This window comes from Sphingobacteriia bacterium (assembly GCA_017304685.1).
GTDB lineage: Bacteria > Pseudomonadota > Alphaproteobacteria > Rickettsiales > 33-17 > JAFKLR01.
In genome coordinates, this window is the sequence record JAFKLR010000004.1 from 411338 (window position 1) to 428704 (window position 17367).

17 protein-coding genes and 1 tRNA gene are annotated in these 17367 nt (G+C 29.9%); 11 read left to right on the top strand and 7 right to left on the bottom strand.

Annotated elements, in window-relative coordinates; genetic code table 11:
- Positions 1-10 precede the first annotated feature (10 nt).
- From mdh to rpoH, 5 genes are all read right to left on the bottom strand, one after another.
- Positions 11-958 carry a malate dehydrogenase gene (gene mdh, locus J0H68_07370; protein ID MBN8828510.1) on the bottom strand — a complete coding sequence of 316 codons (948 nt, stop codon included), beginning with the start codon at positions 956-958 and terminating at the stop codon, positions 11-13.
- A 20-nt stretch (positions 959-978) separates the two neighbouring features.
- Positions 979-2328, bottom strand: a complete 1350-nt coding sequence (gene rho, locus J0H68_07375) for a transcription termination factor Rho (GenBank protein ID MBN8828511.1) — start codon at positions 2326-2328, stop codon at positions 979-981.
- Between the two features lie 182 nt (positions 2329-2510).
- A complete protein-coding gene (hemJ, locus tag J0H68_07380; protein MBN8828512.1) occupies positions 2511-2945 on the bottom strand; it encodes a protoporphyrinogen oxidase HemJ in 435 nt (144 codons plus the stop codon).
- Between the two features lie 2 nt (positions 2946-2947).
- On the bottom strand, positions 2948-3724 hold the full coding sequence (locus J0H68_07385; protein ID MBN8828513.1) for an ABC transporter permease: 777 nt from the start codon (positions 3722-3724) through the stop codon (positions 2948-2950).
- A 1-nt stretch (position 3725) separates the two neighbouring features.
- Positions 3726-4583, bottom strand: a complete 858-nt coding sequence (rpoH, locus tag J0H68_07390; GenBank protein MBN8828514.1) for an RNA polymerase sigma factor RpoH — start codon at positions 4581-4583, stop codon at positions 3726-3728.
- 131 nt (positions 4584-4714) lie between these two features.
- Between rpoH and J0H68_07395 the strand changes: the two genes are divergently transcribed.
- The 11 genes from J0H68_07395 to J0H68_07445 all read left to right on the top strand — a co-directional run bounded on the left by J0H68_07395 (position 4715) and on the right by J0H68_07445 (position 15199).
- Positions 4715-5185, top strand: a complete 471-nt coding sequence (locus J0H68_07395; protein MBN8828515.1) for a Smr/MutS family protein — start codon at positions 4715-4717, stop codon at positions 5183-5185.
- An 80-nt stretch (positions 5186-5265) separates the two neighbouring features.
- Complete coding sequence (locus tag J0H68_07400; protein MBN8828516.1) at positions 5266-5742, top strand: ATP-dependent zinc protease; 477 nt, start codon at positions 5266-5268, stop codon at positions 5740-5742.
- Between the two features lie 257 nt (positions 5743-5999).
- Positions 6000-6473 (top strand): peptidoglycan-associated lipoprotein Pal, encoded by a 474-nt coding sequence (pal, locus tag J0H68_07405; protein ID MBN8828517.1) that lies wholly within the window; start codon positions 6000-6002, stop codon positions 6471-6473.
- A 103-nt stretch (positions 6474-6576) separates the two neighbouring features.
- Positions 6577-7572, top strand: coding sequence for a tol-pal system protein YbgF (gene ybgF, locus J0H68_07410; protein ID MBN8828518.1), 996 nt, complete (start codon positions 6577-6579; stop codon positions 7570-7572).
- The gene (gene tilS / locus J0H68_07415) at positions 7547-8851 is read left to right on the top strand and encodes a tRNA lysidine(34) synthetase TilS (GenBank protein MBN8828519.1); all 1305 of its coding nucleotides are present in this window, start codon (positions 7547-7549) and stop codon (positions 8849-8851) included. Before ybgF ends, tilS begins: the two co-directional genes overlap by 26 nt.
- Before the next feature lie 41 nt (positions 8852-8892).
- Positions 8893-10809: an ATP-dependent zinc metalloprotease FtsH gene (gene ftsH, locus J0H68_07420; GenBank protein MBN8828520.1), complete on the top strand. Its 1917-nt coding sequence runs from the start codon at positions 8893-8895 to the stop codon at positions 10807-10809.
- Positions 10810-10817: 8 nt separating this feature from the next.
- Positions 10818-12161 (top strand): phosphoglucosamine mutase, encoded by a 1344-nt coding sequence (locus tag J0H68_07425; protein ID MBN8828521.1) that lies wholly within the window; start codon positions 10818-10820, stop codon positions 12159-12161.
- 116 nt (positions 12162-12277) lie between these two features.
- Positions 12278-13525 (top strand): hypothetical protein, encoded by a 1248-nt coding sequence (locus J0H68_07430; protein ID MBN8828522.1) that lies wholly within the window; start codon positions 12278-12280, stop codon positions 13523-13525.
- Between the two features lie 74 nt (positions 13526-13599).
- On the top strand, positions 13600-13992 hold the full coding sequence (locus tag J0H68_07435; GenBank protein ID MBN8828523.1) for a hypothetical protein: 393 nt from the start codon (positions 13600-13602) through the stop codon (positions 13990-13992).
- A 210-nt stretch (positions 13993-14202) separates the two neighbouring features.
- Positions 14203-15018, top strand: a complete 816-nt coding sequence (locus J0H68_07440) for a hypothetical protein (GenBank protein ID MBN8828524.1) — start codon at positions 14203-14205, stop codon at positions 15016-15018.
- Between the two features lie 104 nt (positions 15019-15122).
- Positions 15123-15199: transfer RNA gene (locus J0H68_07445), tRNA-Val, on the top strand.
- 7 nt (positions 15200-15206) lie between these two features.
- On the opposite strand, the gene J0H68_07450 is transcribed toward J0H68_07445, so the two are convergent.
- Positions 15207-16181 carry a class I SAM-dependent methyltransferase gene (locus J0H68_07450; GenBank protein MBN8828525.1) on the bottom strand — a complete coding sequence of 325 codons (975 nt, stop codon included), beginning with the start codon at positions 16179-16181 and terminating at the stop codon, positions 15207-15209.
- Positions 16182-16353: 172 nt separating this feature from the next.
- The gene (xerD, locus tag J0H68_07455; protein MBN8828526.1) at positions 16354-17286 is read right to left on the bottom strand and encodes a site-specific tyrosine recombinase XerD; all 933 of its coding nucleotides are present in this window, start codon (positions 17284-17286) and stop codon (positions 16354-16356) included.
- Positions 17287-17367 lie beyond the last annotated feature (81 nt).

Here is a 17367-nt window from a genome sequence, read left to right on the forward strand (position 1 = left end):
TTTGTCTTCCTTATAATTTAATACCTTCTATTAAACTTCTTACTGCATTTGCAGAATTATTGAAAGCTTTTTGTTCTTCTTCATTTAAAGTAATTTCTACAATTTTCTCTACGCCATTTTTGCCTATAACAACAGGCACACCTACGTAAAGATCTTTAATTCCATATTCACCATTTAAATTTACAGCGCATGGAAGAATTCTTCTTTGATCATGTAAATAGCTTTCAGCCATTTCAATAGCTGAGGCTGCTGGTGCATAAAATGCTGAACCGGTTTTAAGTAATCCCACAATTTCAGCACCGCCATCTCTTGTTCTTTGAATTATTTTATCGATTTTTTCTTGAGTAGACCAACCCATTTTAATAAGATCAGGTACTGGGATGCCAGCAACGGTAGAATATCTTACAAGTGGTACCATTGTGTCACCATGTCCACCTAATACGAAAGCATTTACATCTTTTACAGATACTTTAAATTCTTCTGCTAAAAAATGCTTGAAACGACCTGAGTCTAATACACCTGCCATACCAACTACTTTATTGCTTGGAAGATTTGTTACTTTTTGCATTACCCAAACCATCGCATCAAGCGGGTTAGTAATAACTATCACAAAAGCATCTGGAGAATATTTTTTAATATTTTCGCCAACGGTTTTAATTACATCCGTATTAATTGCAACAAGATCATCACGACTCATACCTGGTTTTCTTGGAACACCAGCAGTAACGATAATTACGTCCGAATCTTTTATAGCCTCGTAATTATTTGCACCTGCCATTGTAACGCTAACACCTTCAACTGCACATGCTTGAGCTAAATCAAGTGATTTTCCTTGTGGAGTACCTTCAGCGATATCAAAAAGTACTACGTCACCTAATTTTTTCATTGCTACTAAATGAGCAAGTGTTCCGCCAATGTTACCGCTACCGATAAGAGAAATTTTTTTACGATCTTGCATTAATACCCCCTGTATTATTTTTATGAATTCATTGCATCAAAAAATTCGCCATTGTTCTTAGTTGGTTTTAGTTTGTCAATTAAGAATTCAATTGCATCAACTGTACCCATAGGCATAATAATACGCCTTAATACCCACATTTTTTGTAATGTAGATTTATCAAATAATAGGTCTTCTTTACGGGTACCTGATTTTGTAATATCGAGGGCAGGAAATATTCTTTTATCTGCAACTTTTCTTTCTAAAATAATTTCTGAGTTACCAGTACCTTTAAATTCTTCAAATATTACCTCGTCCATTCTTGAACCGGTATCAATAAGTGCAGTAGCAATAATTGTTAAAGAGCCACCTTCTTCAATATTACGAGCCGCACCAAAAAATCTTTTTGGTCTTTGTAATGCGTTAGCATCCACACCACCGGTAAGAACTTTACCAGATGATGGAATAACAGTGTTATATGCTCTTGCTAAACGTGTTATAGAATCTAGTAAAATTACTACATCCTTTTTCTGCTCAACTAATCTTTTTGCTTTTTCAATAACCATTTCCGCAAGTTGTACGTGACGGGTTGCAGGTTCGTCGAATGTAGAACTTACAACTTCACCTCTAACAGAACGAGCCATGTCAGTTACTTCTTCTGGCCTTTCATCTATTAATAATACCATTAAATATATTTCAGGATGGTTTGCAGTAATTGCATGAGCGATGTTTTGTAGCAGCATAGTTTTACCTGTTCTTGGAGGTGCTACTATTAATGCTCTTTGACCTTTACCTAACGGGCAAACAAGGTCAATAATTCTTGTGCTTAAATCTTTACCGTCGCCATTATCATTTTCAAGCTTTAATCTATCATTTGGGTAAAGAGGTGTTAAGTTATCAAAATTTATACGATGATGAATTCTTTCAGGCTGTTCGAAATTAACGCTCGTAACTCTAACAAGAGCAAAATATCTTTCCCCTTGTTTAGGAGCGCGAATTTGCCCTTCTATAGTGTCCCCTGTTCTTAAACCAAATTTTTTAATTTGATTTGGAGAAACATAAATATCATCTGGTCCAGCTAAATAATTTGCTTCAGGAGATCTTAAAAAACCGAATCCGTCCGGTAAAACTTCTAAAACTCCTTCACCGATAATTGAACCACCTTTTTCAGCTATTTTTTTTAATATTTCAAAAATAATATCTTGTTTACGAAGCTCACTTGCTTTCTCAATTCCGTAACTTTCAGCAAGTTCAGCAAGTTCAGTAGGTGTTTTTTTCTTTATATCTTTTAAATATAAAATCTCTGCGGGTGCAGAATTTGATGGTAATTCTTGTTCAAGGCCAGTTGAATTTTGTGGCTCTTGTTCTATATTACTAGTATTTCTGTTCATTTTTACTCTTAATTAACATTTGTGACAAAAAACTTTATTAAGGAATGAATAGGGGAGAAACAAATATATTTTAGAAGCTAAATATATGTGTCTCTATTGTCAACTGCTATTTTAGTGAAAATATAGAAATTTAATCATATTATGACATTTATGTCGCTATGGTAAAAGTTCTTAGTATTTTCTTAAAATGGTTTTAAAACCACTAAAAAAACAATGAGAACAAGCATTACAGTAGGAAATTCATTTGCAATTCGATAGAATTTTTCTGAATGCTTATTTTGTCCTTTTTCAAAATCCTTTCTCCACTTTGCAAGCATTCCGTGGAAGCCGGAAAGTAGTATAACTAATAAAAACTTAATGTGAAACCAAATACCTAAATTTTTAAATCCTAATATATGAATTAGCATTAAGCCAAAAATAAATGTAAATATCATAGCTGGGTTAATAATTATTCTAAGAAGTTTTTTTTCCATTACTTTAAGGGTTAAATCAAGTTCAGAATTTTGCTCAGTTCGAGTGTGATAAACATATAAACGAGGTAAATAAAAAAGACCGGCCATCCATGCTACCATAGAAATAATATGGAGTGATTTAATAACTAAATAGTATTCTGTCATGTTTATTTACGTAATTTCCAACCTGATTTTAAAACGAAATAGCAAATTGCCCAGATAAAGATATTTAAGATAGTTAAACTAGCTAAGGCTGTGACAATATTACATTCTTTGAAATTAGTAAAGCTAAACCTTATTCCGTCAACAATATAAAAGAATGGGTTGTAATAAATGATTTTATTAAACCAAGGTGAAAGATTGCTAATAGGATAAAATGTTCCTGAAAGAAATGATAAAGGGGTTACAATATAATTTGTAATAGCAGCTAAATCGTCAAATCTTTTTGAAGCAATACCAGTTAGTAATCCAATATTGGATAATAAAATTGAAGAAAGAGCTATAAATGCAAGTAAGGTACCCGGATTATAAATAGGGATTCCAGTAATAAAGAATAAGATTATATATAAAATAAAAGCTATTATAGTTGATCTAATCAAGCTTGAAATTGCAAAACAGGTAATCATTTGAGTAGGAGTGAAAGGTGGAAGTAAATAGTCAATTATAGCACCGTTTACTTTACTAATAACCATTACAGATGAAGTGTTTGCGAAAGCATTTTGTATTATACTCATCGCAATTAAACCTGCCGACATAAATACTTCGAACTTAATGCTTCCGATAAAATCGACATGCTTACCTATAGCTATTGTAAAAATGCTAAAAAATAATAACGCGGATATAATAGGAGAAATAATTGTCTGATGGTATACTTTAAAAAAACGCCAAATTTCTTTGGATAATAAAACTTTATAAGAAATAAGGCGTTTTTTATGAGAAAGCATTTTAGTTATTAGCTACGGCTTCTTTAAGTTTATTTAAAGCTCGTGTTTCAAGTTGTCTTACTCTTTCAGTTGAGACATTAAATTTTTTAGCAATTTGTTCTAAAGTTAAAGCGTTCTCACTTAAATGTCTTTGCTCAATGATTTCTTTTTCACGAACATCTAGTAAAGCTAAAGCTTTATGAAATAAATTAAGCTTTCTTTTCTTTTCCTGTTTTTTTTCAAAAATAACTTCCTGATTAGGACGAGATTCAGGAATAAGATCAATTGCTTCATTTTTATCTTCATTAATAAAATTATTTAATGAAATATCAGAAGAATGAATGCGCTGATCCATTTCAATAACTTCAGATTCGTGTACATTTAATTGAGCTGCTATTTTTTTAATATCTTCATGATTTAATTCAGAGCGAGCTTCAAGTTTTGTGATTTTAGATTTTAACTTTCTAAGATTAAAAAACAATTTTTTTTGAGCAGATGTAGTACCTATCTTTACTAACGACCAGCTTTTAATAATGTATTCTTGTATAGCAGCTTTAATCCACCATGTTGCATATGTTGATAACCTGTAACCTAATTCAGGATTAAATTTTTTTACTGCCTGCATAAGGCCGATATTGCCTTCTGAAATCATCTCAATCATAGGAAGGCCATAATTTTTATAAACTCTAGCAATTTTAGGGACAAGTTTAAGATAACTTAAAACTAATTTATGTGCAGCCTTAATATCTTTATGTTCAATCATATCCTTTGCTAACATAAATTCTGTTTCAGCGTCTAAGCTAGGGATTCTTTTAATCTCTTCTAGATAACGAGCTAAGCTAATTTGATCCGAAGGTGATGTTGCTAATATTAATGACATATTATGCTACCAATTTAATAAATTAGGTTAAATAAAAATAGCTAATTTACTATTTTCACATATATTATAATAGTTCTAATAAATTCTTTCAAGTGCTAGTATGTAAATAAATTCAAGTAATTATTATAAAAATGGATTGGGAAGAATATATAAATACAGTTAAAAAAGTGACGAAAAAACAAAGGGTTGTTGAAGAATCAAAAAAGGTTTCATTTAAAAAGAAAAATTTAGATTTTAAAGAAATTATTGATTATCAGGGACTTGGTTATAATAAGGATACGCTTGTATCTGATAGGAAACTTCAAAAAAGACTTAAAAGTAAGGAAATTGATAGAGTACTAGATTTGCACTTCTTTACCCTTGAAGAAGCGTATAAGGCTTTATACCGATTTCTTATTAATTCCAGAAACGACCAATGTAAAACCGTATTAGTTATTACAGGAAAAGGTCATTTTATTGATGGAAAATATACTGGGAAGATTAAAAATGAAGCTCCCAAGTGGTTAAATTATTTTCAAGAGCAAAAAATAATTGGTAATTTTTGTCTTTCTAATGAAGAGCAAGGAGGAGAAGGAGCTTATATCGTAACATTAAAAAAATAATTAAAGTTAAAAAAGGTTTTAAAATCAATAAATAATGTGTTAAGATGGGATTCGCATTTTTAATTATTAAGTAAATCTGAATGGAAGAAACGCTTGTTTTAAAAAGTAAAAAAATAATCGGTTGGCATGAATGGCTTTCATTGCCTGATTTAAATATTCCATACATAAAAGCTAAAATTGACACTGGCGCCACTACCTCTTCGATAGGAGTTAGTGAAATTAGACATTTTACTCACAAAGGTGCTCCATGGGTAAAATTTAATATGATGCCTTTTTCAAAAATAAAGCATAGTGCGATTGCTGAAATTGTTGATGAAAGAATTGTTAGTGATTCAGGGGGGCACAGGCAATTAAGATATGTAATCAAAACACTCTTAAAAATAAGCGAAGATAATAGTTGGGAAATAGAGTTAACTCTTGCCAATAGAACTACAATGCGGTATCAAATGTTACTAGGAAGAGAAGCCATGGCAGGCAAAATTATGGTAGATCCTGGTGAAGAATATTTATTAGGTAAACATTCTATAAAAGATATAAGAAAACTATACAATCTATAAACATATATTACCTAAATATTGAATGAAAGTTTAAAAAGTTTTTAAAAAATAATATATTAATAGCAAATTTACAACACCATAAAAATAATTTTAAGTACTTCTGGTTAATAATTCATTTGATTATTAGCAATTTCTACTAACGAATGCTACAAAAGTTATTGACGTATACATGAATTAAATGTACGTAGGTATATTTAGGTAATATAACTTCATGTTATATGCTAACTTGTAAATAAATTAAATTTTGGAGAAAGGTTATGATGAAAAAACTTCTTTCTGTAGCATTCGTGCTCTTATTTGCTTCAGCTTGTACTACAGGTTCAAGAATGGGCGGAGTTGATGGTGCAGGTGGTGATGCTCAAATTATTCCAGGTACACAAGCTGATTTAGAAGCTAACGTTGGTGATAGAGTATTTTTTGATTTCGATCGTTCAGATGTTAAAGAAGAAGCTAAAGAAACTTTAAAACGTCAAGCGGCTTGGTTACAACAATACCCAAACACAAGAATAACAATTGAAGGTCATGCAGATGAACGCGGTACTCGTGAGTACAACATTGCTCTTGGTGAACGTCGTGCTGAATCAGTAAAAAAATACTTAATTAGCCTTGGTATTTCTAATGATCGTCTTTCAACCGTTTCATTCGGTAAAGAGCGTTTAGCTGTTATCGGTAATACCGAAGAAGCTCATGCTCAAAATCGTCGTGGTGTAACTGTTGTAAGCAATCAATAGTCTAATACGATCGTATTATAAATAGCTGGTAACAACATAGTTGCCAGCTATTTTTTTTTTTGATAAGTTACGTAGTAGCATGTAATTTATACAAGGACACGTAATGAAAATAAATTCTAATTTACTAAAAGCTCTTTTTTTAACCTTTGTAATTACGACAAATCACGCTTTAGCTGAGGATAACATTCAATCAAGATTAGCCGATAGAATGGAAAGGTTGGAAAGAGATTTAAATATACTTCAAAAACAATTTTACCGTACCGGTGGTTCATCTAAAAAAAGTAACGCTTCTGGTTTAAATACTGATGCTGCGGACTTAGAATCAAGAGTTATGATGATCGAAGAGCAAATGCGCGATTTAAATGGTAAAGTAGAAGAAGTTCAATTTTATAATAAACAATTAAGTGATAGAGTTGATATATTAAATAAAGATATAGATTTTAGATTTGAACAAATAGAGAAAGGTAAAAAGCTAGCTTCTACCCCAAGTAGTGAAAGTGCTAAAGATGATTTAACTACTGAGTCAACTACTTCTAAAACTATAACTGCTACAAATGACCAAGAAGCTTTTGATAAAAAAATAGGTGAAACTAAATATAATAAAGAAAAACCTTTAAATCAGCAGTTAAAAGATTCTGAAGCTAAAAAAGGTAAAGGAATCAGTTCTGAAGCAATAGAAACTGGAAGCATTGAAAGCGATAATGAAAAAAAGAAATCATATGATGAAGCAATTAATTTAATAAAAAAGTCTGAATTAGATAAGGCAGCAAAAGTTTTAGAAACATTTATTGGTAAATATGGTGATGATCCATTAGTTGGAAATGCATATTATTGGTATGGTGAAGTGTTTTATGTTAAAAAACAATACCAAGAAGCTGCAATTCAGTATCTAAAAGGTTATAAACAATTTCCTAAAGGGAAAAGAGCGCCAGATACTTTATTAAAACTTTCAATGTCATTAGGACAACTTAAAAAACTTAAAGAAGCATGTAGCACCATAGATAAACTCTATGATCGGTTTCCAGATGCATCAGCAAGTATAAAGAGTAAAGCAGATAAAGAGTATAAACGTCTTGGATGCACAAAAGCTTCAAACTAAATTTAAAGAAATTTGGCAAAAATTTGATTTTTTTCCTAGCAGCAAAATTTGTGTAGCTGTTTCAGGAGGAGCCGATTCAATGGCGCTTCTATCATTATTAATTAATGCTGTTAATAATGATAGATTGCATGTAATTACAATAAATCATAAATTAAGACCGGAAGCTGAAGAAGAAGCTAATTTTGTTAATTCATTTTGTGCCTCAAATAAAATTAGGCATGAAATTTTAGCATGGCCTGAAAATCGTCCTCTTGCTCGTAACCAAAATGAAGCTCGAGAAGTTAGGTATGATTTAATCAATCAATATTGTAAACAATATAACATCATTAATATAATAACAGCACATCATAAAGATGATGTAATTGAAAATTTCTTTATAAGAATTAATAGAGGAAGTGGCTTAAGAGGAGTAGCTAATTCTTTAGAATTCGAAAATTATAATATTTCTGAAAATATAAAATTAATAAAGCCATTATTAAATTTTAATAAGAAAAATCTTATTGAATATTTAGAATATCATAAAATTTCTTGGAAAGAAGATGCTAGTAACTTTAATGATAAATATTTACGTAATAGAATAAGAGCAAATTTGAATGTTTTAGACCTTAATTTAGAAAATCTTTTTACTACAATATTAAATTTATCTTTAACTAATATAAATTATGAAAATAGATTGAATGAATTAGAAGTAAATTGTATAAGAATCCATCCTTTTAAACTAGCAGAAATAGATTTGAATAAATTTCTAAAATACTCAGTTATTGATCAAGGTAGAATAATAGCAGATATTATTAAATTAATAGGTGAAGTAAAGTATACTCCTAGATTTTCTTCAATTGTAGAAATTATTAACAGTATAAAATCGGGATTTAAGTTTAAAACTTTAGGTAATTGCTTATTGGAAATTAATAATAACATTTTACATGTTTATCCCGAATATAAGTTTAATAAAGAAAAGACTGTTTATTTTAAAGAAAATATAATAATAGAGGGTTTTTATGTTAAAAATATATCTATTAATGAACACTATAATATAACTCCATTAACGCCAGAAATATGGAAAAAGATAAAAAGAGAATTTAAAAATATACCTAAAATAGTTGAAAAGATTAGGTATTTTTTGCCAATAATATTGGATTCAAACTTGAATATTTCAAGTACAATGATTACATGTATAAAAAATAATAATATAAAAATGTATTGGCAACCAAGGCAAAGCTTGAGTAAATTAAATAGTCAAGAGCGTTCAAGAGAATTAATAAACTTGTTACATACATAAATTTATATTACACTTAAATGGAAACATATTTGTAGGTTTATATGGGAAATTTCGGGAAAAATTTGTTAGTTTGGGCCTTTGTTATTCTAACGCTATTAGGCATTTATAACTATATTCAAGGCGGGTCTATCACCGGTACTTATTCAACATATCCATTTTCTGACTTTTTAAGTAAAGTAGAAGAAGGACAAGTGGCTAGCGTATTAATCCAAGGTAGAAATATTGAAGGAAAATTTACTGATGGTACGAGATTTAATACCTTTCTTCCTGAATATCCTAATTTAATTGATAAATTAAGAACTAATAGCGTTAGGATTGAAGCTGTGCCTACCGATAGTAAAATGAATTCGGTAATAGGAATTTTGCTTTCTTGGTTCCCAATTTTCTTACTTATTGGGGTATGGGTATTCTTCATGAAGCAAATGCAAGGTGGTGGCGGTAAAGCAATGGGGTTTGGCAAATCACGTGCAAAATTGTTATCTGAAAAATCTAAAATAACATTTGAAGATGTTGCAGGTATTGATGAAGCTAAAGAAGAATTAACAGAAATAGTTGATTTCTTAAAAGACCCGGGCAAATTCCAATCACTTGGTGGTAAAATTCCAAAAGGATGTTTATTAATTGGTCAACCTGGTACTGGTAAAACCTTACTTGCAAGAGCTATTGCAGGAGAAGCGAATGTACCGTTTTTCTCAATTTCAGGTTCAGATTTTGTTGAAATGTTTGTTGGTGTTGGTGCAAGCCGTGTAAGAGATATGTTTGAACAAGGCAAGAAAAACGCTCCATGTATTATTTTTATAGATGAAATAGATGCGGTAGGTAGACATAGAGGTATAGGCCTTGGAGGCGGTAATGATGAAAGAGAACAAACTCTTAATCAGTTACTAGTTGAAATGGACGGTTTTGAAGCAAATGAAGGGGTAATTATTCTTGCTGCAACAAATAGACCAGACGTTTTAGACCCGGCTCTCCTTAGACCTGGAAGATTTGATAGACAAATAGTTGTTCCAGCACCAGATATTAATGGCCGTGAACAAATATTAAGTGTTCATGCAAGAAAAGTTCCAGTTGCTCCAGATGTGGATCTTAAAGTAATTGCAAGAGGTACCCCAGGATTTAGTGGTGCTGATCTCGCAAATATCGTAAATGAAGGCGCGCTTATGGCGGCTAGAAAAAATAGAAAAATCGTTACTATGAAAGATTTTGAAGCAGCAAAAGACAAAGTAATGATGGGTGTAGAACGTAAGTCAATGGCTATGACTGAAGATCAAAAGAAGTTAACTGCGTATCATGAGGGTGGTCACGCCATAGTTGCTTTACACTGTCCTGCCTCTGATCCAATCCATAAGGCTACAATTATTCCTCGTGGTAGAGCTTTAGGCTTAGTTATGCGTTTACCTGAAACTGATAGATATAATGTTACTTTAGAAAAACTTAAAGCTGACATTTCAGTGGCAATGGGTGGAAGAGTTGCTGAAGAACTAATATTTGGTAAAGAAAAAATAACCAGTGGAGCTTCGTCAGATATTGAACAAGCTACTAAAATGGCTCGTGCAATGGTTACTGAATGGGGAATGAGTGATAAAGTTGGCCCTATACATTATGGTGGTGAAGGACAAGATGTTTATTTAGGACACAGTACCGGTAGTCAGAAATCTCGCTCAGATGATACAACCAAATTGATTGATGATGAAATCAAAAAGTTTGTTGATGATGGATATAAAAGCGCTACTAAAATTTTAAAAGATAACTTAGACAAATTACATTTACTTGCTAACGCTCTTTTAGAATATGAAACTTTAAGCGGTGATGAAATAAAAGATATTTTAGCTGGGAAAAAGATAAAAAGAGATCATAATGATGATAAACCTAAGCGTTCGTCATTAGCAACTAGCTCAAGTGATACAGCATCTAGCGATAATATTGATACAAATTTTGGCCAACAATCGAGCACATAAATTTAAATATGACTAAAAACTTATTTGGTACAGATGGTATAAGAGGTGTTCCTAATAGTGGAAGCTTAGAGCCTGACAATATTTTAAAAATAGCAATTGCTACTGCTGGAGTTTTAGGATCAACAGGTCGACATAATAAGGTTCTTATAGGGAAAGATACAAGGCTTTCAGGTTATTTATTAGAAAATGCACTTACTGCTGGATTTATCGCTAGTGGTACAGATGTGTTTTTAGTTGGACCAATGCCTACACCTGGAATTAGTATGTTAACAAAATCATTACGAGCTGATTTAGGAATTATGATTTCAGCCTCACACAATCCTTATCAAGATAATGGAATAAAAATATTTGGCGGTGATGGTTATAAAATTTCTGATGATATGCAAGCAGAAATTTCCCGTAAAGTGTTAAATGGCTCATGGAAAAACTATTTTGCAACTCCTGATAATTTAGGGAAAGCGAAAAGAATAGAAGATGCACAAGGCAGATATATTGAATTTGTAAAAAACACTTTTCCAAAAGGATTAAGCTTAAATGGATTAAGAGTAGTATTAGATTGTGCTAATGGTGCAACTTACCATATAGGGCCAACAATTTTATGGGAATTAGGTGCAGAAGTTATTACTATTGCTAATACGCCAGATGGATATAATATAAATGAAAAATGTGGAGCTACACATCCTGAGCTATTAATAGAAAATGTAAAAAAACTTAGAGCAGATATAGGCATTGCTTTAGATGGGGATGGTGATAGAGTTTTAATAGTTGATGAGAAAGGTCATGTCATTGATGGAGATCAAATTCTTACATTAATAGCAAGTTATTGGAAAAAAACTGGGATATTAAAGCAAAACACAGTAATTTCCACTGTTATGGCTAATAAAGCTATGGAAGATTATTTAAACAAAATAAATATAAATGTAATACGTACTCAAGTAGGCGATCGCTACGTAATGCAAGCTATGCAAGAGAATTCAGTAAATCTTGGTGGTGAGCAATCTGGCCATATAATTATGAGTGATTATGCGACTACTGGAGATGGATTAATAGCAGCTTTACAAGTGCTAGCAGTAGTGGCCGAGCAAAAGAAGCCAGCCAGCGAAATATGTAGAGTGTTTAAACCATATCCTCAAATATGTAAAAATGTTAAATTTAAAAATTCTAATCCATTAGAAAAAGAAGAAATAAAAGTATTTATTAATTCTGTCCAAACTACAAATTCTAGTAATGCAAGAATACTAGTTAGGAAATCTGGTACCGAGCCATTAATTAGAATAATGGTCGAAGGTAAAGATTCAAATTTAATAAATAACCTTGCAAATGAAATTGAAGAAAAAATATCATTAGCTTAAATTTTTGCAATTTTTTTACAATTGATTATTACTAAAATAACCTATAGATTATTAACTAATTATTAACACTTCAAGTGAAGATAATTAGTGACATAACAATTATTATAGGTTTGAAAATGTCAAAATTTAGCGATTTAATAAATAAATTAGATTTTACTCCAAATCAAATTAAACAATATTTTAAAATGTTTGAAATGGCAGGTTATTTAGATAAAGAAACTTTTTGGGTTACATTGAATAATATATACCCAACTGAAAAAGCTAAGACGATATATTTTAAACTTGAGCCTTATTTAAATAATACCATTAATATAGATAATGTTCTTACAAAAATTGAAGAATTAAGTATTCAAAACACCTTAACAGAGCAAGATATACTTGCGTTAATCTTGTATTTATCACAAACAGCATTCAATAGAGAATCAGGTATGGAACGTGCTCAATTACAAGTTCTACCTAAATGGATGGAAGGTAGCAACAAAGAATATTTTATACAAGCATTTAAAGAATTGAATATTATTAATGAGTTAAAAACCGATATTAAGAAAGTAGATATTATAGCTATTTTAGGTGCAACCGCAGGAAGCATGGTAGAATTTATTAAATATACAAAAAGCATAATAGCTCCAAATATAAAATTTGATACATTATATTTTTTAACTGGCCAAAGAGAACTAACAGTAGGTTTAGATAGTGATTTATTTATACTTGAATTAGCGAGCTTCTTGAACTTACCATACAACAAGGATATGCCATTTATAGAAAAAGGTAACCCAAAAAAAATAGTATTAAACTCACCTAAAACTCTTACAGAAACAGATGCAGCTAATTACCTTTTAAAAAGAGATGCAAAAGAATTATTTAGTAAAATAAGAGTGATTGATTCTAAACAAAATGAAAATGGCGCGCGCCCAACCACCGTTAGCAATGCTCAAGATTTTTATAATGATTTATTAGCGTTAGGTAAATTTAAGGCTAAAACATGTAAGGTTATTCTACTGGGTAGGCAGCCATATATTTCTAGGCAAGTAGTCAATTTTAATAATGTGCTTACTCAAAAATCGTTAGAAAGTAATATTGAATTAAAAATTGAAATCTATCCTGCAGGAGACAAAGCAAAGTTAGAAAATAGCGAGCTTTTATCTATTTTTTCTGAAACAGCAATTTTAATGAATGAACATTATAATAAGGCAGTAATTGAAAAAAAAGTTGAGAGGTTACCCCTGGAACAATCTAAAGTTATAATGTTTAATACGCGGAAAGAAGCACTTAAAAATAAACATGAAACAATAAATTTAAATAGTGAGCGTTCAAGGTTAGAAAATATGTTAGAACAATCTACTGATAATAAGGTAAGTTTATAATTTTAAACTGCATTGACTAACACTTTATTATAAATTAAATTTATAAATTAATGTTCTTTGTAAATTTAATTTAAATGTTTCTGTTTAAGATTTTAAAAATTCTTATATTTGTAAGTTTATTTATTAGTAAACCAATCAATATTTCTTATGCAAATGAAGATATATTTTCAATACTTGATCTCCCTTTTCAAATGGTTGAAACTATTTTAGATAATGGGGAAAAAATAATTTTTGGTGGCGCAGAATTAGTTATAGATTCTATTGAAAACACAGTTGATGGTATGATCGTGGTATTAAAAGATGCCAAAACATCAAATTCAGCAACTATAAAATTTTTTTCAGATACTAATAAAGCTATAAATTTAGTTGTCGGTCATACAGTAAAAGTAGTAGAAACTTCAAGCGGTATGATATTAGAAACTGCAGGTAAAGCTATTGCATTCATTCCAAATGAAATGGCTAAATAATCGAAATTAAATTTTAGTTTATAAAAGGGGATTTTTATAGACTAAAATCTATTTTCATACGTAATTTTTTAAAAAGTTTAATCGTTAATTTTATCTTTATTCATAAAAATAAATTTTTAATTCGAGTAAATATTTGTCTTGCTTAATTTAATCTTATCTTTATCCTGGTTAATACAAGTTACTGTTTATTAAACTTTAAGGAGAATTATTATGAAAGAATTTTTTACAGGCGCTGTTGATTTAGGCACTAAAACATTTGTTGCAACTAAAGCATTACGCTGGTTTAATGTTACACCAAAAGGAAATTTACCTTTATGGGCAATGGGTGCAGGTATTGCTGCATTATGGGATTCAGCAAGTACTATATTTACTAAAAATAACCTTGGAATTAATGACAAAAAAGTTAAAGGTTATTTTAACGATGGCATTAATGTATTAACATTAGCAGGAACCATTGGTTTAGTATTAAATAGCTTCGCTCCAATGTTAGGTTATATTTTACCTTCATTTACTATTACAAGCGCAATATGTGTAGGCAGTGCTTTAGCTATTAATATGCTTAAAGAAGAAAAGAAAGAGGGTTATAAGCCAAACTTATTTAATCAAGCAGAATCAACAGTGAATTATGCAGCAAATTTAGGACTCGCAGCTTCACTATTTACCTTTATTCCGTCATTTACACCATATCTTGCAGCTACAAACACTTCTTTTGCGGCACAAACAGCAAGGAGAGCTTTAAGTGGTGCTCCAACTGCATTAGTTAATTTTGTTGATAATTTACCAAGATTATTAGCGGCGGCTATTAGTTTACCATTTATAGGTACAGCTATTAAAACTGGGCTAGAGACGATGACATTAAGTAAATCTAAAAAAGTAGTAATAGAAAATGGTTTAGAAAAGAAGTTAGATGCCACTGTACAAGATCATTATCCTGCAGAACTTACTACAAGTTTCGCACGCACTAATCTAGAATCAAATGCAGTAATTAACAAAGTATTCAATAAAGTTGCTAGTTTTATAAGTTAGTTAAATAAAGTTTTAAAAATAGCTATGTTAATTTTTAACATAGCTATTTTTTATTATTTTCTTGAATATTTTCTAAAAATTTATTATATACAACTATTACTTAAGGGCGGTTAGCTCAGTTGGTTAGAGCGCCACGTTGACATCGTGGAGGTCGGAAGTTCGAGTCTTCTATCGCCCACCATTAGTATTTATATTTCCTTTTTAATTATCATAACGGTATGACCTGAACTCGCATTAAGCGGCTCAGAAACAATTTTTAATTTATTTTTATGCAAAATTTCTTTTATGTAATCTCTTGTATAAATATATTTAAAATAATCAGTAGAAAAACTTCTATTTTCTTTATTATCATTAAATTCAAATGTTAAAATTACCTTACTACTATCAAACATTTTATTAGCTAAGCTTTTAAATAATGTTTCTAAATCGTTTACGTAAGGAATTAATTCTGAGGCAATAATAATATCGAATTTAGTATTATCCTGTTCTAAATAATCAAAAGCATTTTTATTGATAGTTTGTAAGTATAAATATTTTTCTTCTTTAATAAATTTTTTAATAGCTTTCTCGAGCATGTTACTTGCAAAATCAATTGCTATAATTTCAGGGTTTTTTCCTAAAAATTTATAAATCTTTTTGGTGAATATTCCAGTGCCACATCCTAAATCTAACACTGAAACTTTTTCTTGATCTAATTTTAATTTGTCTTGATTAACGCCTATTTGTGAAACATATAATTCAATAGAAGCATTGTTTAACTGTGTATAAAAATTAGCGGATACTTCAAAATATAATCTTACAACATCTTCTGGTAAGGTAATATTTTCAACATTATCTAATATGTTTAAATAATAATTATTTATAGCGTGACGGGGATCAACTTCTTTAAATTTTAAAAAGCATTCTTTAGCTTTGACTTTATCGCCTTTAAAAAAACTAATAACTCCATCAAAGAAAGTATAAGGAGCATAATTAGGATAAAAATATTTTAAAATTTTTAATCGTAATTCTAAATCCTTATAGCTTTTATTGAAAAAATAAAAATAGCATAATTCTTCATTTCCTTCTGCTATGTGCTTAACGCGATATTTTATTTCCTCAATAAATTTTCTTGATTCTTGATTAAAATAATTCCAATAAAATTTTACTTTTTCTACTAACATGTTTTTATTCTTAATTTAAATTCTTTATTAATTATTTTACCAAATATTTCTTATTTGCCAAAGTTTTTATTTTAATAAATTTTAGATTTCTCTTGTTTGCTAAAGATCTTTATAGAGTAAATTACAGAAAAAGCCTAATGTTTTCTTGTAGCAAATGTAAAATTATAATTTTTTATTTAATATGATCATTTGCAAGAGGGTGATGCGAATAAACAACAGATTTTAATCGTGCACTGGTAGTATGCGTATAAATTTGAGTAGTAGCAATGTCACTGTGGCCTAAAATTTCTTGAATTATTCTTAAATCCGCTCCTCCTTCTAATAATTGTGTAGCAAATGTATGCCTTATTACATGCGGAGAAATACGTTTATGATCAATGCCTGCTTTAATAGCTAATTCTTTCAGTAATTGGCCAAATCTTTGCCGTGTTATATAACCTTCTTTAGAATTTGAAGGAAATAAGTATTGGTTTTGTAAATTATTTTTTAAAACTTTTGCTATGTAATTATGTAAAGCAGAAATTGCCTTGTTATGTAAAGGTACCATTCTTTCTTTATTACCTTTACCTAATACTTTTAAATATGGTTCAATTTCACCTTTTTCACTAAATTTTATTGAATTGCGTTTAAGGCTTACAAGTTCACTTACTCTCATTCCTGTTGCATATAAAATTTCCAGCATTGCAAGTAATCTTATTTCATCAAGAGTTTCAGCTTTTCGTATAATTTCCATTAGCTGATTCACTTCTTCTTTTGAGAGAAATTTAGGAAGTTTTTGTGGTAATTTGTTATGGTCAATATTTAAGGCTGGAGATGATGAGATAATTTTTTCAGTAAATAAAAATTGATAAAAACTTTTTATGGCAGAGATATGTCTATTTATTGTAGAAGATTTAAAACTATTAGAATTTAAGTATTTTATAAAATTTTCGATATCTGTACTTTGAACATTTTCAAATTTTACTTTGCTTTTATTTAAATACTCTGAAAAATTATTTAAATCCTTTAAGTATGAAGCGGTAGTATTAGCACTTGCCCCGACTTCAGATTTTAAATATTCATCAAATATTTCTAATAAATTATCTTTCAATTTGGTATGTGTCAAACTTCAGCTCCTTAGTTATTGGAAGAAAGTTTGGTTCAGGTTGTTTGAGCAAATATAACATAATAATTAATATAAGCCCAA

Bases quoted from the DNA above. Each gene is read 5' to 3' on its own strand.
- rho (MBN8828511.1), bottom strand. From the start codon at position 2,328: ATGAACAGAAATACTAGTAATATAGAACAAGAGCCACAAAATTCAACT.
- J0H68_07430 (MBN8828522.1), top strand. From the start codon at position 12,278: ATGTCAAAATTTAGCGATTTAATAAATAAATTAGATTTTACTCCAAAT.
- J0H68_07435 (MBN8828523.1), top strand. From the start codon at position 13,600: ATGTTTCTGTTTAAGATTTTAAAAATTCTTATATTTGTAAGTTTATTT.
- J0H68_07385 (MBN8828513.1), bottom strand. From the start codon at position 3,724: ATGCTTTCTCATAAAAAACGCCTTATTTCTTATAAAGTTTTATTATCC.
- ftsH (MBN8828520.1), top strand. From the start codon at position 8,893: ATGGGAAATTTCGGGAAAAATTTGTTAGTTTGGGCCTTTGTTATTCTA.
- J0H68_07400 (MBN8828516.1), top strand. From the start codon at position 5,266: ATGGAAGAAACGCTTGTTTTAAAAAGTAAAAAAATAATCGGTTGGCAT.
- hemJ (MBN8828512.1), bottom strand. From the start codon at position 2,945: ATGACAGAATACTATTTAGTTATTAAATCACTCCATATTATTTCTATG.
- ybgF (MBN8828518.1), top strand. From the start codon at position 6,577: ATGAAAATAAATTCTAATTTACTAAAAGCTCTTTTTTTAACCTTTGTA.
- J0H68_07440 (MBN8828524.1), top strand. From the start codon at position 14,203: ATGAAAGAATTTTTTACAGGCGCTGTTGATTTAGGCACTAAAACATTT.
- pal (MBN8828517.1), top strand. From the start codon at position 6,000: ATGATGAAAAAACTTCTTTCTGTAGCATTCGTGCTCTTATTTGCTTCA.
- mdh (MBN8828510.1), bottom strand. From the start codon at position 958: ATGCAAGATCGTAAAAAAATTTCTCTTATCGGTAGCGGTAACATTGGC.
- J0H68_07395 (MBN8828515.1), top strand. From the start codon at position 4,715: ATGGATTGGGAAGAATATATAAATACAGTTAAAAAAGTGACGAAAAAA.
- J0H68_07450 (MBN8828525.1), bottom strand. From the start codon at position 16,181: ATGTTAGTAGAAAAAGTAAAATTTTATTGGAATTATTTTAATCAAGAA.
- rpoH (MBN8828514.1), bottom strand. From the start codon at position 4,583: ATGTCATTAATATTAGCAACATCACCTTCGGATCAAATTAGCTTAGCT.
- J0H68_07425 (MBN8828521.1), top strand. From the start codon at position 10,818: ATGACTAAAAACTTATTTGGTACAGATGGTATAAGAGGTGTTCCTAAT.